General features: G+C 65.5%; 19 protein-coding genes. 8 read left to right on the top strand and 11 right to left on the bottom strand.

Features of this window, described 5'->3' with window-relative positions:
• Positions 1-383: transposase (locus MUW49_RS00290; RefSeq protein ID WP_244812287.1), on the top strand; the 383-nt coding region annotated here is incomplete at its 5' end.
• Between the two features lie 136 nt (positions 384-519).
• Here MUW49_RS00290 and MUW49_RS00285 read toward each other — a convergent pair.
• The gene (locus MUW49_RS00285) at positions 520-723 is read right to left on the bottom strand and encodes a DUF3955 domain-containing protein (protein WP_113725520.1); all 204 of its coding nucleotides are present in this window, start codon (positions 721-723) and stop codon (positions 520-522) included.
• 143 nt (positions 724-866) lie between these two features.
• On the bottom strand, positions 867-2,210 hold the full coding sequence (gene gdhA, locus MUW49_RS00280) for an NADP-specific glutamate dehydrogenase (protein ID WP_113725519.1): 1,344 nt from the start codon (positions 2,208-2,210) through the stop codon (positions 867-869).
• Between the two features lie 570 nt (positions 2,211-2,780).
• Between gdhA and rluF the strand changes: the two genes are divergently transcribed.
• Positions 2,781-3,794, top strand: coding sequence for a 23S rRNA pseudouridine(2604) synthase RluF (gene rluF / locus MUW49_RS00275; protein ID WP_052814630.1), 1,014 nt, complete (start codon positions 2,781-2,783; stop codon positions 3,792-3,794).
• Positions 3,795-3,880: 86 nt separating this feature from the next.
• On the opposite strand, the gene MUW49_RS00270 is transcribed toward rluF, so the two are convergent.
• Both MUW49_RS00270 and MUW49_RS00265 read right to left on the bottom strand, forming a co-directional pair.
• The gene (locus MUW49_RS00270; RefSeq protein ID WP_244812286.1) at positions 3,881-5,113 is read right to left on the bottom strand and encodes an MFS transporter; all 1,233 of its coding nucleotides are present in this window, start codon (positions 5,111-5,113) and stop codon (positions 3,881-3,883) included.
• On the bottom strand, positions 5,106-5,615 hold the full coding sequence (locus MUW49_RS00265; RefSeq protein ID WP_041215485.1) for a nucleoside deaminase: 510 nt from the start codon (positions 5,613-5,615) through the stop codon (positions 5,106-5,108). The genes MUW49_RS00270 and MUW49_RS00265 overlap by 8 nt, the downstream gene beginning before the upstream one ends.
• Positions 5,616-5,730: 115 nt before the next feature.
• Between MUW49_RS00265 and MUW49_RS00260 the strand changes: the two genes are divergently transcribed.
• Positions 5,731-6,573 (top strand): LysR substrate-binding domain-containing protein, encoded by an 843-nt coding sequence (locus tag MUW49_RS00260; protein WP_180911703.1) that lies wholly within the window; start codon positions 5,731-5,733, stop codon positions 6,571-6,573.
• Positions 6,574-6,589: 16 nt separating this feature from the next.
• Here the strand turns inward: MUW49_RS00260 and MUW49_RS00255 are convergent, their stop codons facing one another.
• From MUW49_RS00255 to MUW49_RS00245, 3 genes are all read right to left on the bottom strand, one after another.
• A complete protein-coding gene (locus MUW49_RS00255) occupies positions 6,590-7,057 on the bottom strand; it encodes a GyrI-like domain-containing protein (protein WP_141116469.1) in 468 nt (155 codons plus the stop codon).
• A 20-nt stretch (positions 7,058-7,077) separates the two neighbouring features.
• The gene (rsmS, locus tag MUW49_RS00250; protein ID WP_010674200.1) at positions 7,078-7,233 is read right to left on the bottom strand and encodes a pleiotropic regulatory protein RsmS; all 156 of its coding nucleotides are present in this window, start codon (positions 7,231-7,233) and stop codon (positions 7,078-7,080) included.
• Between the two features lie 84 nt (positions 7,234-7,317).
• Positions 7,318-7,785, bottom strand: a complete 468-nt coding sequence (locus MUW49_RS00245; protein WP_010674201.1) for an acyl-CoA thioesterase — start codon at positions 7,783-7,785, stop codon at positions 7,318-7,320.
• 173 nt (positions 7,786-7,958) lie between these two features.
• On the opposite strand from MUW49_RS00245, the gene MUW49_RS00240 reads away from it, so the two are divergent.
• Together MUW49_RS00240 and MUW49_RS00235 are read left to right on the top strand one after the other, a co-directional pair.
• A complete protein-coding gene (locus tag MUW49_RS00240) occupies positions 7,959-8,609 on the top strand; it encodes a tellurite resistance TerB family protein (RefSeq protein ID WP_042015902.1) in 651 nt (216 codons plus the stop codon).
• Between the two features lie 158 nt (positions 8,610-8,767).
• Entirely contained in the window at positions 8,768-9,226 is a 459-nt protein-coding gene (locus MUW49_RS00235; protein WP_244812285.1) for a GNAT family N-acetyltransferase, read from the top strand.
• A 26-nt stretch (positions 9,227-9,252) separates the two neighbouring features.
• Here the strand turns inward: MUW49_RS00235 and MUW49_RS00230 are convergent, their stop codons facing one another.
• The gene (locus MUW49_RS00230; protein WP_244812284.1) at positions 9,253-10,701 is read right to left on the bottom strand and encodes a PLP-dependent aminotransferase family protein; all 1,449 of its coding nucleotides are present in this window, start codon (positions 10,699-10,701) and stop codon (positions 9,253-9,255) included.
• A gap of 120 nt (positions 10,702-10,821) precedes the next feature.
• On the opposite strand from MUW49_RS00230, the gene MUW49_RS00225 reads away from it, so the two are divergent.
• Genes MUW49_RS00225 through MUW49_RS00215 form a run of 3 tightly spaced genes read left to right on the top strand, consistent with a single transcriptional unit; the run spans position 10,822 to position 13,662 of the window.
• Complete coding sequence (locus MUW49_RS00225; protein WP_113725513.1) at positions 10,822-12,393, top strand: cytochrome ubiquinol oxidase subunit I; 1,572 nt, start codon at positions 10,822-10,824, stop codon at positions 12,391-12,393.
• On the top strand, positions 12,393-13,520 hold the full coding sequence (gene cydB / locus MUW49_RS00220; protein WP_049636797.1) for a cytochrome d ubiquinol oxidase subunit II: 1,128 nt from the start codon (positions 12,393-12,395) through the stop codon (positions 13,518-13,520). Before MUW49_RS00225 ends, cydB begins: the two co-directional genes overlap by 1 nt.
• 28 nt (positions 13,521-13,548) lie before the next feature.
• Positions 13,549-13,662 carry a CydX/CbdX family cytochrome bd oxidase small subunit gene (locus tag MUW49_RS00215; protein WP_010674207.1) on the top strand — a complete coding sequence of 38 codons (114 nt, stop codon included), beginning with the start codon at positions 13,549-13,551 and terminating at the stop codon, positions 13,660-13,662.
• Positions 13,663-13,723: 61 nt separating this feature from the next.
• Here MUW49_RS00215 and MUW49_RS00210 read toward each other — a convergent pair whose 3' ends face one another.
• The 3 genes from MUW49_RS00210 to MUW49_RS00200 all read right to left on the bottom strand — a co-directional run bounded on the left by MUW49_RS00210 (position 13,724) and on the right by MUW49_RS00200 (position 16,608).
• Complete coding sequence (locus MUW49_RS00210) at positions 13,724-14,893, bottom strand: MFS transporter (RefSeq protein WP_052815812.1); 1,170 nt, start codon at positions 14,891-14,893, stop codon at positions 13,724-13,726.
• Positions 14,894-15,444: 551 nt separating this feature from the next.
• Positions 15,445-16,248, bottom strand: coding sequence for a 2,5-didehydrogluconate reductase DkgB (gene dkgB, locus MUW49_RS00205; RefSeq protein WP_198497447.1), 804 nt, complete (start codon positions 16,246-16,248; stop codon positions 15,445-15,447).
• Between the two features lie 69 nt (positions 16,249-16,317).
• The gene (locus MUW49_RS00200; RefSeq protein ID WP_041212774.1) at positions 16,318-16,608 is read right to left on the bottom strand and encodes a putative quinol monooxygenase; all 291 of its coding nucleotides are present in this window, start codon (positions 16,606-16,608) and stop codon (positions 16,318-16,320) included.
• Between the last annotated feature and the right edge of the window lie 284 nt (positions 16,609-16,892).

Here is a 16,892-nt window from a genome sequence, read left to right as displayed (position 1 = left end):
CAGCAGCGGGCACGACCAGCCAGCCGGGGCGCAACGTCCGGGCAAAATCAGGGCTGAATCGTTCGATATTAGATCAGGGCTGGTTTGAGCTGCGCCGCCAGCTCGAATATAAGCAGGCATGGCGAGGCGGTCAGGTGTTGGCGATAGACCCGGCCTACACGAGCCAGCAGTGCGCCTGTTGTGGGCATACTGCGAAGGATAACCGCCAGACGCAAAGCCAGTTTAAATGCGCTGCGTGTGGTTATGAGGCGAACGCCGATGTGAACGGCGCTCGCAATATTTTAGCGGCGGGACACGCCGTTTTAGCCTGTGGAGGCGTGGTGCAATCAGGCCGCCCGATGAAGCAGGAACCCGGTACTGCGCGAGCAGCTATCACCCAGTAATGGGAATCCCCCTCCTGTGACGCGAAGCGCTAAGGTGGGGGAGGATGTCAACGAATCGGTCTATTGCCTGGACCCGGATCAGAACCTCATCGAGATCAGCCGCTATTGCTGAGCTGCTGGCACCTTGCGATTTGTGTCATTGCTCCCTGGTGCGCCCCTTGCGCAGCAGAGGGATCACGGTGAGCACTATGCCGGTGAAGAGCAGCAGATAGCCCAGGGGCAGCAGGGCAAAGGGTTCGTGCAGGAATCCCTGGGCATCGAGGGTGGAGCCCAGCAGGTTGAAGGCCACAAAGCAGCCGAGCCCGGCCAGGATCAGCAGGGCACCTATTTTCATCGTCATCTTGTCATCCTCGTCAGCGAGATGGAGCGGATGGGAGACTTTCATGCCTGGGTGAAGAGGGTGTGAAGTCGCGCCAGGCACAAAACACAACGGCAGCCCTTGGGCTGCCGTTGAGTTGAGGGTGAAGCTCCGGGCCAGGGCGCTCAGCAGACCCCTTGCGCCAGCATGGCGTCGGCCACCTTGACGAAGCCGGCAATATTGGCGCCGCTTTCGTAGTTCACATGGTCATCATCCTGACCGTAACGGACACAGGTGGCATGGATGCTGGTCATGATCCCCTTGAGGCGAGCGTCCACCTCCTCCCGGGTCCAGGAGAGGCGCTGGGCATTCTGGCTCATCTCGAGGCCCGAGGTGGCAACCCCCCCGGCGTTGGCCGCCTTGCCCGGGGCGAACAGCACCTTTGCTTCGTGGAAGAGACGGATGGCGGCGGCGCTGGAGGGCATGTTGGCCCCCTCGGCCACCAACTGCACGCCGTTGGCAATAAGCTGCACCGCATCTTCGGCATCCAGCTCGTTCTGGGTGGCGCAGGGGAGGGCGACGTCGGTCGCCAGGTGCCAGGGGGTGCGGCCGCTGAAGAACTCGAGCCCGAGCTCATGGGCGTAATCCGCCACCCGCTTGCGCTGCTCGTTTTTAAGCGCCATCAGGCGGGCCAGCTTCTCGGGGGTGAAGCCGTCCGGATCATAGACGGTGCCGCCGGAGTCGGAGGCGGTGATGACCCGGGCGCCGAGGGCCATCGCCTTCTCGATGGCGTATTGGGCCACGTTGCCCGAGCCCGACACCGAGACCCGCAGGCCATCGAGGGACTGGCCGCGATGGGCCAGCATGGCGTCGACAAAGTAGAGCAGGCCGTAGCCGGTGGCTTCCGGACGAATGAGGCTGCCGCCAAAGGAGAGTCCCTTGCCGGTGAAGACGCACTCGGCGCTGTTGGTGAGCTTCTTCATCATGCCCGCCATGTAGCTCACCTCGCGCCCGCCCACCCCGATGTCGCCCGCCGGCACGTCAGTGTTGGCCCCCAGGTGGCGATAGAGCTCCAGCATCAGGGCCTGGCAGAAGCGCATCACTTCTCCTTCGCTCTTGCCCTTGGGATCGAAATCGCTGCCCCCCTTGCCGCCGCCCATGGGCAGGGTGGTGAGGGCGTTCTTGAAGGTCTGCTCGAAGGCGAGGAATTTCAGCACCGAGAGATCCACCGAGGGGTGGAAGCGCATGCCGCCCTTGAAGGGGCCGATGGCGGAGCTGTGCTGCACCCGGTAGCCGCGGTTCACCTGCACCCGACCCTGGTCATCCACCCAGCTCACCCGAAACTGCACCAGGCGCTCGGGTTCCACCAGTCGCTCCAGCAGGCCGTGTTGCAGGTAGCGGGGGTGGCGCTCCACATAGGGCCAGATGGAGGCGATCACCTCGCTCACGGCCTGGATGAACTCGGGCTGGTGAGGGTTGCGGCTGGCGACCTGGGCCAGGAAGGCCTCCTGGGAGAGGGAATGACTCATCTTTAACTCCTGTCGTGAATGATGAAAGTGGCGTCCTGCCAGAGAGGGGATCATGCCCGTCTTCAGGGTTCGCGGGGCTCAAGGGGCCCGTTGTTGCGCCCCGATGGGGGTGTCATTTCCCGTCGTCGGCGGGTCAGAGCAGATAATTCGCGATGACCAAAATCTTTTTATGCATTTTTGCTGGATAAATATCAAGCATTAGATCATCTGGCTATCTGCCAAAGGCCGCACCCTATCTTCGGCGGCGGGGGCCCGGCCCATGAAGTGAGCACCATGAAGTGAAAAGAGGCGGGGAGTGCGCGGTGCAGCCCAATCAGGGCCGCGGCGTCACCGCACGCTGGATAATGGGGGCCTGCTGCTGCATCAGGGGCAGCACCCCCTGTGAGCCAGCAGCCAGGGTGCGACGGGGCCGGGCGCGGGCGCGTGCAATGTGCTACTGTAGCGGCGTTTTTTGCCGAACATGCAGGGCGCAGGCCCTTATTTCATGGAGTTGTATGCAGACGAACCCGACCACAGCGCGGCTGATCCAGCCTGCCATTCTCAAGGCCCATCCGACCCGGGAGGTGACCCATGCTGGCCGATGAATCCATGCGCCTGAACAAATACATCAGCGAGAGCGGCATCTGCTCCCGTCGTGAGGCCGATCGTTTCATCGAGCAGGGCAACGTCTTCATCAACGGCAAGCGGGCCGGGGTGGGAGATCAGGTGTTTGCCGGGGATCTGGTCAAGGTCAACGGTCAGGTGATCGAGCCGCGCGAAGCCGACAGCCTGGTCTTCATCGCCCTCAACAAGCCGGTGGGCATCGTCAGCACCACGGAGGCGGGGGAGAAGGACAACATCGTCGACTTCGTCAACCACAGCACCCGCATCTTCCCCATAGGGCGCCTCGACAAGGACTCCCAGGGGCTCATCTTCCTCACCAACCACGGGGATCTGGTGAACAAGATCCTGCGGGCGGGCAACGATCACGAGAAAGAGTACCTGGTGACCGTGGACAAGCCGGTGACCGACGAGTTCGTCCGGGGCATGGCGGCCGGGGTGCCCATCCTCGGCACCGTCACCAAGAAGTGCAAGGTGAAGAGAGAGGCCCCCTTCGTGTTTCGCATCACCCTGGTGCAGGGGCTCAACCGCCAGATCCGCCGCATGTGCGAGCACTTCGGCTTCGAGGTGACCAAGCTCGAGCGCATCCGCATCATGAACGTCAGCCTCAAGGGGCTGCCGGTGGGGGAGTGGCGCGATCTCACCGACGACGAGCTGATCGAGCTGTTCAAGCTGATTGAGGACTCCTCCTCCGAGGCCAAACCGGCCAAGGGGGCTCAGGTTGCCAAGCCCAAGGCGGCTGCGGCCGGCACCCCGGCCCAGGCCAAGAAGCCGCGGCGCAGCGACGATCACGAGATTGGCGGGCGGCCCAATGTGCCGGGTCCCGAGGCCTTCGAGAAGAAGAGCCCCGCAGGCAAGGGCGGGGCGGGCAGAGGGGCTGCCAGCAAAGGTGGAGCAGGTAAAAGCGCGCCCGGCAAAGGGGGCAAACCCGCCCCGGGCAAACCGCGGCCAGGGCAGGGCGGGCGCCAGAAGAAGGGGCGCTGAGCGCCAGGCCTTCCCGCACCCTGATGAACAACACCGGCCAAGGCCGGTGTTGTGCTTTCTGGCCCCCAAGGCCGGTGCTCGCCGGATCAGGCAGGCTTGTGGCCTGCCGTCTGCACAGCCATGGCCTGCTCCGGGGGCAGGCCCATGGCCCTTGGGTAGTGGCGCGGGTTGAGACGCACCACCAGCAGGCTCATCAGGACCAGGGCACCGAGCTGCCACTGCCAGGCGGCGGCGAAGTCACCGCTTGCATGGTGCAGGCGGGCCGCCACCCAGGGGCCGGTAGCCGCCACCATGAAGCCGACCCCCTGCATCAGGGCGCAGAGGGCGCCCGCCCGGCGTGGGTCGGGCAGGTGATCCAGCGCAATCACCATGATGAGGGAGAAGCTCCCCCCAAGCCCGGCGCCGCACAGCAAGCACCAGAGCAGGGGGGCGGTCTGGGGAGCGAGCCAGAGGCCGCCAAAGCCCGCCAGCTGCATGGTGATGGCCAGCGCCATCCAGGGGCGGCGGTCCAGCCGACCGGCTGCCAGCAGAGGCAGGCCAAGGCCGCTCGCGGTCTGGGCCAGGGCGAGCCAGGCCACCAGCTCGCCCCCTTGCTGGGCGCTCCAGCCCGCCGCCATGTAGGCCGGGGCCAGCCAGGCCACGACGATGCCGTAGCCGCTGTTGATGATGCCAAAACAGGCGATGAGCAGCCAGGTGCGGGGCAGGGGGTGCAGCCGCTGCTCCCCGGTGGGGGCGGGCGTGCAGGCCGGGGCGGGCAGGGGCACCCGCCAGGCCAACCAGCCGAGGGCCAGCAGCACCGGCAGGCCCCAGAGCGCCAGCGCCCGAGACCAGTCCAGATACTCGGCAAGGCGCGGGGTGAGCACGGCCCCGAGCGCCCCGCCCCCCATCATGCAGGCGGAGAAGATCCCCATCACCAGGGGCACCTTTTGGGCGAACCCCTCCTTGATGAGGCCGGGCAGCACCCCCTGCACCAGGGCTGAGCCCAGCCCGCACAGGGCGGCGCTGGCGATGAGCAGGGCGCCACTCGCGAGATCGAGGCGCAGGGCGCTGCCAAGGGCAAGCAGCAGCAGGGCCGTCCCGAGCAGGGGGCGCGGGCCCGTGCGACCCAGGAGCGCCGGGGTGAGCAGCACGCCGACCCCGATAAGCCAGAGGGGCAGCAGGGTGACCCAGGCCAGGGTATCCACCCCCAGGGCCAGCCTCGCGTCGATGCGAGGGGCCAGGGGGCCGATGGCGGTGAGGAAGGGGCGCAGGTTGAGGGCGATGTGGATCACCAGCACCAGCAAGGCGCCGCTGCCCGGGGGGAGGAGGCGCTTATGCATGGGGCAGGGGACCGTAGAGGGTTTCGGCCGCGATGGGGCTCGCCAGCTTGATGAGGGGCAGGGGCGGCGGACTCAGCGGCAGTCGCAGCGCGGCGTAGGCTGCGCGGCTGTCATAGCCGAAGGGGGCGGCATCGTCGTTGTCAAAGGCGTAGTAGACCGCCTGGATGCCGTTCATCACCAGGGCCGACAGGCACATGGGGCAGGGGTGCCCGCTGGCATAGACGATGGCCCCTGCCAGCGGCCCCTGGCGACTCCCTTCCCGCAGCGCTTCCAGCTCCGCGTGACGGGTGGGGTCCCCCGCCTCCAGCATGCGGTTGACGGCGCTCGCCACCAGCCGGTTCTCCCTCACCAGCAGGGCGGCGAAGGGGCGCCCCCCTTGCTGGCGATGGGTCAGGGCCAGGTGCAGGGCCTGCTCCAGCCACTCCTGATGGCTGGGGGCCGAGGCGGCGGTGAGGGAGTTGAGGAGGCGGGCACCGGACTGGGAAGGGGGTGGCATGGTCATATCCTGGCAAAAAGGGGGAGGACAGCAGCCTAGAGGGTCGCCGCATCATTTGGAAATTAAATGATAAAATGACTTCCAGTGGTTTTATAAATGGAGATTGCCCATGGAGCGCCCCCTGCTGGACCCCCAATTGCTGCGGAGCTTCGTCGCCATCGTCGAAACCGGCAGCTTTACCCGCGCCGCCGAGCGTATCCACCTCACCCAGTCCACCCTGAGCCAGCAGATGCGCCGCCTGGAGCAACAGCTGGGTTGCACCCTGCTCGACCGATCCGGCCGCCAGGTGGTGACCACGGCCCAGGGGGAGACCCTGCTCGGGCTGGCGCGCCGCATCCTGGGGCTGCTGGCCCGGGCGGGGGAGCGGGTGAGCGAGGCGAGCCACCCCCTGCGCCTCGGGGTGCCGGAGGATTTTGCCGCGGGGGCCATGACCCCGGTGCTGGCCGCCTTCGCCCGCACGCACCCTCAGGTGCGGCTGGAGGTACAAAGCGATCTCAGCCATGCCCTGTGGCAGGCATTCGAAGGGGGAGAGCTGGATCTGGCCCTCATCAAGCAGGGGCGCGGCCAAGGGGAGCCCATCGCCCGCTGGCGCGAGCCCCTGGCCTGGGTTGACAGCCGGGAGTGGCCCGCCGCCGGGCGCGACCCCCTGCCTCTGGTGGTGTTTCCAAGTGAGGGGCTCTACCGGCGCCAGATGACCGACGCCCTGGATGCCGAGGGGATCCCCTGGCGCATCGCCTACGTGAGCGGCAGTCTCGCCAGCCTGCAAGGGGCGGTGAGCGCGGGGATCGGGGTCAGCCTGCTGCCGGCGCGCCTGCTGCAACCGGATCAGGTGGTGCTGGCCCACTGGCCTGCGGTGCGCTCGGTGGAGCTGGCCCTGCACCAGGGACCGGGCACGAGCGAGCCCCTCGCCCGGCTGGGGGAGGCGCTGATCGCGCTCTGTGACGAGGTGATGGGGCCGAGGTAGCCCGGGCGGCCAGGGGTCAGGCCAGGGCCTGTTTTGGTACCACGGCGAGCCAGATTTCCACTTCGCCGCTGCCGGTGACGGCGTCAAAGCGGGCGCCGTAGCGCTCGAAATCCGGCTGCTGGGCAGATTGATAGTCCGATTGCGCGAGCCACGCCAGGGCCTGGCGCCAGGTGTGTGGCAGGGTCGCGACATGCCCCTCATGCAAGAAAATGGCGTAGGTCTGGGGGGCGATGCGCATGCGGCCAAGCCCGGGAGGCAGCACCTCCAGGGCGGCGACCTCCACCCCGCAGAGGTATTCGCAGTGGGTGTCGGTGGCGGCGCAGATGACGCCATAGGCGTGCTCCCCGAGCTGGCCCGGCAGGGGAAGCAGGGCGCTGAGGTCGCGCCACTGGCCGGCGAAGTCCCCCTGCTCAAAGGGGTGGTGACGGCGCAACCCCCCGAGGAGCATGGCGCGGCCTTGTTCGATGCGAATGGGTGCTGACATGGTGCCTCCTGCGGGGGCGCTCAGGCCTCCCGACCTTCCTCGAGCTTGCGCTCATAATCCCGGCGAACGATGGCGAGTGCCGCCAGGGCCAGCGCGGGGGCGATGTGGTTAGTTTCCAGCAGTTCAATCAGATCCACCGCGAGCTGGACCTCGGGGGGGGCATTTTCCAGGGACATCTTGGGTTCTCAAGGGCAAGGGTGGTCGCCATTATAGCGCCCGGCGGCGCGAAGACACGCCCCGGCTGCCCGGGGCGGGACGGGTCACATGTGCTGGCGCATCTCCTTGTCCAGCTCCTCGCGCAGGGCCATCAGCTTTTTGGCGTACTGCTGCAACTGCAGATCGCTCTCGCTCACCGGCTGCCACTGGGGCACCGGAGTGGGTTTGCCATGCTCGTCCATGGCCACGAAGATGATGATGCAGTGGGTGGTCTTGCGCCGCTCCGGGTCGGTGGGGTGGCGGCTGTAGACATCCACCGCCAGGTGCATGCTGGTGGTGCCGGTGTGGATCACCTTGGCGTGCACCTCCACCAGTTGGCCTATCTGGATGGGGCGCAAGAAGCGGATGCCCCCCACATAGACGGTGACGGCATAGCCGCCACACCAGCCGGCGGCGCAGGCGTAGCCGGCCTGGTCAATCCACTTCATCACCATGCCGCCATGGACTTTGCCGCCAAAGTTGACATCGGCGGGTTCGGCGAGAAATTGCAGGGTCAGTTCACGGGCGCTCATGGTACTTCCTTATGTCGAGGCAAGGGGGGACTCCTTGGCTGTCCCCCGGGGACAATAGCAGCGGGCGGGGCCGGCACTGATCCAACCAGCGCCTCTTCTTGTCTGCGCCGTCATTCACCTTGAGTTCAGCGCAGGCGGCCCAGCATGACTCATCACGCGAGCGAGGAGGCCCCATGAAACAGATGCTGGAGCAATTGATGGGAGCTGGCAAGGGCTGGCTCAACGACGGTGGTGACACGCGCAAGGCCCAGATGAAGGGCATGGCCCAGGGGGGGTTGGCCGCCGGGGCCATGGCGCTGCTGCTTGGCAACAAGAAGATGCGCAAATATGGCACCAAGGTGGCGGCGGTGGGGGGGGCGGCAGCTCTCGGGGGGCTGGCCTACAAACTCTATCAGGACTGGCAGACCCAGCAGTCCACCCCGGCCCAGCCGACCCAGCCCCTGGACACCCTGGAGGGCAAGGCCCTGGATGCCCGCGCCAACCTGCTGGTGCGCGCCATGGTGGCGGCGGCCCGGGCCGACGGCCACATCGATGCCGCCGAGCGCCAGAAGATCCAGGAGTACCTGACCGAACAGGGGGAGCGGGATGCGGCCCGCTGGATTGACGCCGAGCTCTCCCGCCCCCTCGACCCCCATGTCCTGGCGCGAGAAGTGACGGACATGGAGCTGGCGACCGAGGTCTACCTCGCCTCCCTGCTCACCATCGAGGTGGATCACTTCATGGAGCGCGGTTATCTGGACGAGCTGGCGCGTGCCTTGAAGCTGGATGACAACCTCAAGGGGAGCATAGAGCGCCAGGTGGCCCAGCTGGGGGCGCCGGGCTGAGCCCGCATTGCCATCAGGATTGTCCACAAGGCCCCGTCATGGGGCCTTGTCGTTGCCGGGGCTGTTGATTGCCGTGACGAGCCGATAAGATGCGGGTTCCAAAGGGTGACCGCCGAGCCTCTTTCCTCGCTGGCGACCCTCACTGCAAGGAGCATCAGGTGAACATTCGCAAGGCAACTGAACAGGATATCGACGCCATTCTGGCCCTGAACCGGCAGATAGGTCAGCTCCACTTCGAGCAGGTGCCCGAGGTGTTCTGCCCCCCGTCCCCGGAGGACAGGGCCTTCTTGCTCGGCGCCATAGCCGACGAGGCGCGTCTTTTCTGCGTGGCGGTGGTGGCGGGGGAGGTGGCGGGCTTTCTCACCGCCCGCATCGACCTCAACGAGAGCGTCCCCTTTCTCAGCAAGCTGCCCGTCTGCCGCATCACGACCGTGGTGGTGGATGAGGGGCAGCACTCCCGGGGCATCGGCCGGGCGCTGATCGCCCACGGGAACCAGTGGGGCAAGGCGCGGGGCGCAAGCCAGCTGCGCCTGGAGGTGATGGCTTTCAACGAGCGGGCCAGGGCCCTCTACGAGCGATTGGGCTTCAAGGCCCAGTCACAGACCATGGCCAGATAAGGCGCACTCGCTTGCAAAAGGGCCCGTTACGGGCCCTTGTCGTGTGAGGCGTCAGGGGGGCTCTGCCAGGTTTCCCGTTGCCGGGCGATGAGGCCCGCCAGCCGGGTGAGGGCCGCGTCCAGTTGCGGGCTCCAGGGATGGGAGCTGTTGAGGCGCAGGCAGTGGTTGTGCTGGCCCTGGCTGGAGAAGAGGGCCCCGGGGGCGATGGAGACCCCCTGTTCGATGGCGCTGGCATAGAGCGCCCGGCCATCGAGGCGGGCGTCAAATTCGAGCCAGAGAAAGTAGCCTCCGTCCGGGGAGGAGATGCGCGCCTCGGGGAAGAGGCGCATCAGGGCTGCCCGCATCTGCTGCTGGCGCTGGGCCAGGGTGTGGCGCAGGCGGCGAAAGTGGGCGTCCACCCCGCCCTGGCGCAACATGTCGGCCAGCGCCAGCTGACTGGGCACATTGGTCGAGAGCGTCGACATCAGTTGCAGCCGCTGGATGCGCTCGGCGTGGCGCTTCGCCACCACCCAGCCGACCCGAAAGCCGGGCGCCAGACACTTGGTCCAGGAGCCGCACAGCAGGCTCTCTCCCCGCACATCCCAATGGGTGATGGGCCTTGGCCGCTCGCGCCCGACATAGAGCTCCGCATAGACGTCATCCTCCACCAGGGGGACCTGATGGCGGTTGAGCAGCCCCATCAGTGCCTGCTTGTGCTCATCCGGCATGGTGTGGCCGAGGGGGTGCTGCACATTGCCCATCAGCCAGCACGCCTTGACGGGGCGCTGGGCGAGGGCCTCCTCCAGCAGGGCGAGATCGATGCCCACCCCGGGGATCACCGGGATCTCCACCACCTTGAGCTTGAGCCGCTCGATGGCCTGCAGGGCGCCGTAGAAGGTGGGGGACTCCACCACCACCCAGTCGCCGGGCTCGGTCAGCACCTGAAGGCTGAGGGAGAGCGCCTCCATGGCCCCCGTGGTGATGATGATCTGCTGGGGATCCACCGCCATCCCCTCGCCGGCGTAGCGCCGGGCGATGGCGCGGCGCAGTGCCTCGTTGCCGGGGGGCAGATCTGCCACCGTGCTGAAGGGATCGAGGCGGCGCATGCAACTGCCGAGGGCCCGGCCGAGCTGGGGGTGGGGGAAGAGTGTCGGGTCCGCCACCGCCATGCCAAGGGGCACCAGCTCCCGTGACTTGCTCGCCTGCAGCACCTCGAACACCAGATCGTTGATGTCCACCGAGCCGCTGTAGCGGGCCTGCTGGGGCTGGCTCTCCCGCCGGGCCGTGCTCGCGGCCTTGACGTAGTAGCCTGACTGGGGCCGCGCCAGGATGAGGCCCCGGCTTTCGAGCAACTGATAGGCCTGGAGCACCGTCATGGGGCTGAGGCCATGGGTCTTGCAGCTCTGGCGGATGGAGGGGATGCGCTCCCCCGGCTGCCAGAGGCCGCTCGTGATCTGCTGTTGCAGCTGGTCTGCCAACTGGCCGTAGCGGGACATGGTGGGCCCAAACTGTTATAGGTGTTTTTCACTATAACTGCATCTGTTATAGGTGTCATGGACCATGGTGTACTTGGCGGGCGAAAACCTGTCCGTTAAATGCAACATAGAGAGTCATGCATGATAAGCCTGGATGATGTGGTCAGCCTCTCCCGAATACAGTTCGGGGCGACGGCGATGTTCCACTTTCTGTTTGTGCCCCTCACCCTGGGGCTGTCCTGGATCCTGGTGATCGCCGAGTCGGCCTACGTGATGACCGGCAAGGTGATTTACAAGGACATCACTCGCTTCTGGGGCAAGCTGTTTGGCATCAACTTCGTGATGGGGGTGACCACCGGGATCACCCTGGAGTTCCAGTTCGGGACCAACTGGGCCTATTACTCCCACTATGTCGGCGATATCTTTGGCACGCCGCTGGCGGTGGAGGGGCTGATGGCCTTCTTCCTCGAGTCCACATTGGTGGGCCTCTTCTTCTTCGGCTGGGACAAGCTCTCCCGCGGTCAGCACCTGCTGGTGACCATGCTGGTGGCGCTCGGTTCCAACCTCTCCGCCCTCTGGATCCTCATCGCCAACGGCTGGATGCAAAACCCGGTCGGCGCCGAGTTCAATCCCATGACCATGCGCATGGAGCTGGTGGACGTGGCCGCGGTCATCTTCAACCCGGTGGCCCAGGTCAAGTTCGTCCACACGGTGGCGGCAGGCTATGTGGCGGCCTCCCTGTTCGTGATGGGGGTGAGCAGCTGGTATCTGCTGCGCGGCATGGAGGTGCGCTTCGCCCTGCGATCCTTCGCCATCGCCTCGGGCTTTGGCCTCGCGGCCATCCTCTCTGTCATCGTGCTCGGGGACGAGTCGGGCTATCGCTCGGGGGAGGTGCAGAAGGTCAAGCTCGCCGCCATCGAGGCGGAGTGGGAGACGGAGCCCGCCCCGGCTTCCTTCACCCTGTTCGGCCTGCCGGATCAGCGTGCCGAGACCACCCACGCGGCCATCAAGATACCCTATCTGATGGGCATCATCGCCACCCGCTCCCTGGATGAGCAGGTGACGGGGCTCAAAGATCTGAAAGCGCAGCACGAGGCGCGCATTCGCAGCGGCATGTTGGCCCACGAGGCGCTCGAAGCGATGCGGGCAGATGGCAGCAACCAGGCGGCCCGCGCCACCTTCGAGCGCCACCGAGGCGATCTGGGCTACGGCCTCTTGCTCACCCCCTATGCCAAGGAGATTGGCAAGGCGGACGAGGGGGCCATCGCCAAGGCGGTGGCGGACTCCATCCCCCAGGTGGCGCCGCTGTTCTGGAGCTTTCGCCTGATGGTGGGCATCGGCGTGGCGCTGCTGGTGCTCTTTGCTGCCGCCTTCCTGCAACTGTGCCGGGGCCGGCTGGTGCAATCCCCGCGGCTGCTCAGGGCCCTGCTCTGGTCTATTCCGCTGCCCTGGATTGCCATCGAGGCGGGCTGGTTCGTGGCCGAGTTCGGTCGCCAGCCCTGGACCATCAGCGACGTGCTGCCGGTGTCGGCCTCCGTCTCCCTGCTGCAACCGGGGCAGCTCTGGTTCAGCCTCATCGCCATCTTCCTCATCTACAGCAGCCTGCTGGTGGTGGAGTTGTTCTTGTTGCGTCATGTGATCCGCAAAGGGCCTGCCAGCCTGCAGACGGGTCGTTATCAAGGTGAAGTGTTGCAAAACGGGAGTCCTGCCTGATGGATTACGAAACCCTGAAAGTGATCTGGTGGGGGCTGGTGCTCTTCCTGCTGGTCGGCTTCGTGGTGATGGATGGCTTCGATCTCGGGGTCGGCATGCTGCTGCCCGTGGTCGGCAAGACGGATGACGAGCGGCGGGTGCTGCTCAACAGCGTGGGGCCGGTGTGGGAGGGCAACCAGGTGTGGCTCATCGCCGGTGCCGGCACCCTGTTTGCCGCCTGGCCCCTGGTCTATGCCGCCGCCTTCTCGGCACTTTACGTGCCCTTCATGTTCCTGCTGTTCGGTCTCTTTTTGCGCCCGGTGGGCTTTGACTATCGCAGCAAGCTGCCGGACCCGGTCTGGCGCCGCTGGTGGGACCGTGCCCTGGTGGTGGGCGGTCTGCTGCCGACCCTGGTGTTTGGTGCCACCCTTGGCCTGGTGCTGCAAGGGCTGCCGTTTCGCTTCGATGCGGCCCTTCGTATCCACCATGGCGCCTTTGCGTTCCACTGGCCGCTGCTGTTGACCGCCATGGGAACGGCGCTGGCGCTGCTCTTGCTGCACGGTGCCAGCTTCCTGCAGTGCAAGACCCTGGGGGCCATAGCGGCGCGCAGCGCCCGCCTCGCCCTCTGGCTCGGCCCCCTGGCGAGCGCCCTCTTTGCCCTTGGCGGCGTCTGGCTTGGAGAGATGGCGGGGTATCGCATCACGGCCATCGGCGATCTCAACGGCGCCCTCACTCCGCTGATGAAAGAGGTGGTGGCGGTGCCGGCGGGCTGGCTTGGCAACTTTGTCGCCCATCCGGTGCTCTGGGCCGTGCCTGTGCTCGGGCTCCTGCTGCCCCTGGTGTGCGCGCTGGCAAGCCGCCTCGGCAAGTCCGGGCTGGCGCTCGTGGCCAGCGGCGGTGCCTGCGCCGCCATGATGCTGACCGTGGCCATCGCGCTCTTCCCCTTCGTGCTGCCCTCGTCCCTGGATCCGGCCAGCAGCCTGACCCTGTGGGACAGCACCTCCAGCGAGCGCACCCTGCTTATCATGCTGGGGATCGTCGGGGTACTGATGCCGGTCAACATCGGCTACACCCTCTGGGTCTATCGGGTGGTGCGCGGCAGGGTCAGCGCCGAACAGGTGCGCCAGCACGGCCACAGCCTCTACTAATCCGCTTCAACACAAGGATCAACGCGATATGTGGTATTTCACCTGGTTGCTGGGGCTGGGGTTCGCCTTGCTCTGCGGGCTGGTCAACCTGCTCTGGCTGGAGGCGCGCTGGGCTGCCGATGAGGATCTCAAGGAGCCCTGAGCCTCGCATCTTGCCCATGAAAAAGGCCGACACAGGGTGTCGGCCTTTTGCTTGCCCGGGGTCAGGCAAGGGCGGCGCGGCGCTCGCCCGCTTCGCTGACATGGGTGAGGCCGTAGGCCAGCAGGACGATGAGGGCGCCAATCCAGGGGGTGTGCATCAGGCCGAGGTGCTCCACCACGAAACCGCCGACCACGGAGCCCAGCGCAATGCCGACGTTGAAGGCGGCGATGTTGAGGCCGGAGGCCACATCCACGGCATTGGGGGTGTGGCGCTCGGCCTGTTTCACCACCAGTACCTGCAGACCCGGCACGTTGCCAAAGGCGAAGGCGCCCCACACCAGCACGGTCAGTACCGCCAGCACCGGGTGCGGCGCGGTGAAGGTGAGCACCAGCAGCACCACGGCGAGACCTGCAAACAGCAGCTTGAGCGCAGGCAATGGGCCCATCCGGTCGGCGAGCTTGCCGCCCCATATATTGCCGACGGCGACCGATACCCCGTACACCAGCAGAATGAGGCTCACCGCGCCGGCGCTAAAGCCGCTCACCTGTTGCAGGATGGGGGCGAGGAAGGTAAACGCCGTGAAGGCACCGCCGTAACCGAGCGCCGTCTTGGCGTAGACCAGCAGCAGCGGTTTCTTGGTGAGCACCGAGAGCTGCTCGCGAACGCTGGAGGCGGCCCCCTTCGGCAGGTTCCCCGGTACCAGCAGCAGGCTGCCCACCATGGCGACGAGGCCGAGCAGGCTCACCACCAGGAAGGTCTCGCGCCAGCCAAAGACCTGACCAATCCAGGTGCCAAGCGGGACGCCGGTCACCAGGGCGACCGTGAGGCCGCTGAACATGATGGCGATGGCGCTGGCCGCCTTCTCTTTGGCCACGAGACCCGTGGCGATGGTGCTGCCTACCGAGAAGAAGACCCCGTGGGCCAGCCCGGTGAGGATGCGGGCCACAATCAGGCTCTCGTACCCGGGGGCCTGCCAGGCCAGCAGGTTGCCGACGGTGAAGAGGGCCATCAGCCCCACCAGCAGCCACTTGCGCGGCAGCTTGCCGGTGAGTGCCGTGAGCACGGGGGCGCCGATGGCGACGCCGAGGGCATAGAGGCTGACCAGGAGGCCCGCCGAGGGGAGCGAGACATTGAGCTGCTCGGCGATGGTGGGGATGAGCCCCACGATCACGAATTCGGTGGTGCCTATGGCAAAGGCACTTAAGGTGAGGGCAAATAACGCCAGTGGCATAACAACTCCTTGGATTGGGACTCCCGACGGGAGAATGGCGCCAGTATGCCGAGGGTGTTTGTTGGTAAAAATGACGGCAACGTCAAATTACTTTTGCCAAATCAGCAGCAATGGGGCCGTGAAATGGGGTTCCGGGAGTGGGCGAGGCCGCGAGACACACACGGCCATGCAGCACAAGTGAATGCAGAGGCAAAGCCTGTAGAGGCAAGGCGTATAGAGGCAAGGCGTATAGAGGAAGCTGGGGACAAAAAGGCAGGGGCACAAAGAGGAAAGGGCAAGGGAAGGTGGCAGTCGCGCCCGGTATTGAGACAAAAAAACGGGAGGCACAGTGCCTCCCGCTCAGGTTCTCGTCGATGGTGTCGGGTTTTCTTTGCTCCCTTCTCCCCTTGCGGGAGAAGGGCTGGGGATGAGGGGGCTATCTGGTTGAAGGCCTGATGACCTGAATAGAAGAGCCTGCCCTCACCCTCTCCCATAGGGAGAGGGGATAGCCCGTGGTTGCAGTCTGTTCGTGAGGGTCGCCGCTATCCACCGCCAAATCGAGAGGCCATGGTTTAATCCCAATTCGGCGCAAAGTCCGGGTTGGCGCAGCGCTCACCCCGATCCAGGGTGGCGATGGCGGCCATCTCATCGCGACTGAGTTGCACCTTCAGCGCAGCCAGGTTGGCGGCCAGATTCTCCCGTTTGGTAGAGCTCGGGATCACCGTCATGCCCTGGGCCAGCAGCCAGGCCAGCGACACCTGGGCCGCCGAGACGCCGTGGCGCTGGCCGATCTCCATCAGCAGCGGCTCGGCGAGCACCTTGCCATAGGCGAGCGGCATGTAGGCGGTGATGGCGATGCCGTGGGCCTGGCAGAACTCCACCACCTTGCGGTTTTGCAGCAGGGGGTGGATCTCCACCTGCTGGTGGGCGATGGCGCCCGGCCCCAAAATCTTGATGGCTTCTTTAAGCTGGGCCACGGTGAAGTTGGAGACCCCGATCTCCCGGGTCAGGCCCCGGGCTTTGGCCTCGGCGAGCTGCTCCAGATAGACCGCCATCGGCACCTCATCCTGGGGGGAGGGCCAGTGAATGAGCGCCAGATCCAGATAGTCGGTGCCGAGTTTTTCCAGGCTCACTTCCAGGCTCGGGATCACCTTGCCCGGACCGAACTCGCTGGTCCACACCTTGGTGGTCAGGTAAATATCCTGGCGGGGCACGCCACTCTCGCTCATCAACTGGCCGACTTCGGCCTCGTTGTCATAGATCTGGGCGGTGTCGATATGGCGGTAGCCAAGTTCCAGCCCCTGGAGCAGGGAGTCGCGAAGTGGCTGATCTTTCAGGCGGAAGGTTCCAAGACCCAGGTTGGGCATCTTCATCATCAAATTCCTCAGGTTAGTGTTTCTACTGCGTAAAATGATGGGCTTTGCCTGCGCCGAGGGCGGAGGCAGTCAGGCGCGCCGGTAGCGGCTCACGACCCGGTTGGCAAACCAGGGGGAGGCGAGGCTGGCAAAGGCGATGTAGTGGGGCTGCTGCTGGTGGGCGAGCAGGGCGGCTTCACTCTCCCACTCCTCGTACAGCATCCAGCTATGGGGGCTCTCCAGGCTCTGATGCAACTGGTAGCGAAGGCACCCTGGCTCTTGCAGGGTAGCGGCGATCAGCGGCTCGAGGGCGGCGCGAAACTGGGCGGCGAATTCGGGTTTGGCGTCAAGCTGGGCAATCACAATCAGGGGGGATGGCATCTGAACCTCCTTGCAATATCGGCGGTCAGTATGCCCGCCACAGACTGGGGGAAACAGGGCAGCAGTAGCAAAACACTATTGAGATAAGAGCAGCAATGGGGCACATAAATGCCACCGACAAAGGGCGGTGTCAGGTGATAGCTAGATTTGTACAATCCATATGTACAAATCTAGGGAAGGTGCGAATAAGTCATATGGCACGAGAGCATTTACTGGTAACCCATTGATATTAAATGACTAAAATTTTCATTTTTTGTTCTTGGGATACTTGTTCGCACTTTCCA

Origin of the sequence: Aeromonas sp. LsrichE-8G (assembly GCF_022869435.1) — a bacterium.
Taxonomy (GTDB): Bacteria; Pseudomonadota; Gammaproteobacteria; order Enterobacterales; family Aeromonadaceae; genus Aeromonas; species Aeromonas caviae.
This window is presented reverse-complemented; position numbering and strand designations above follow the sequence as displayed.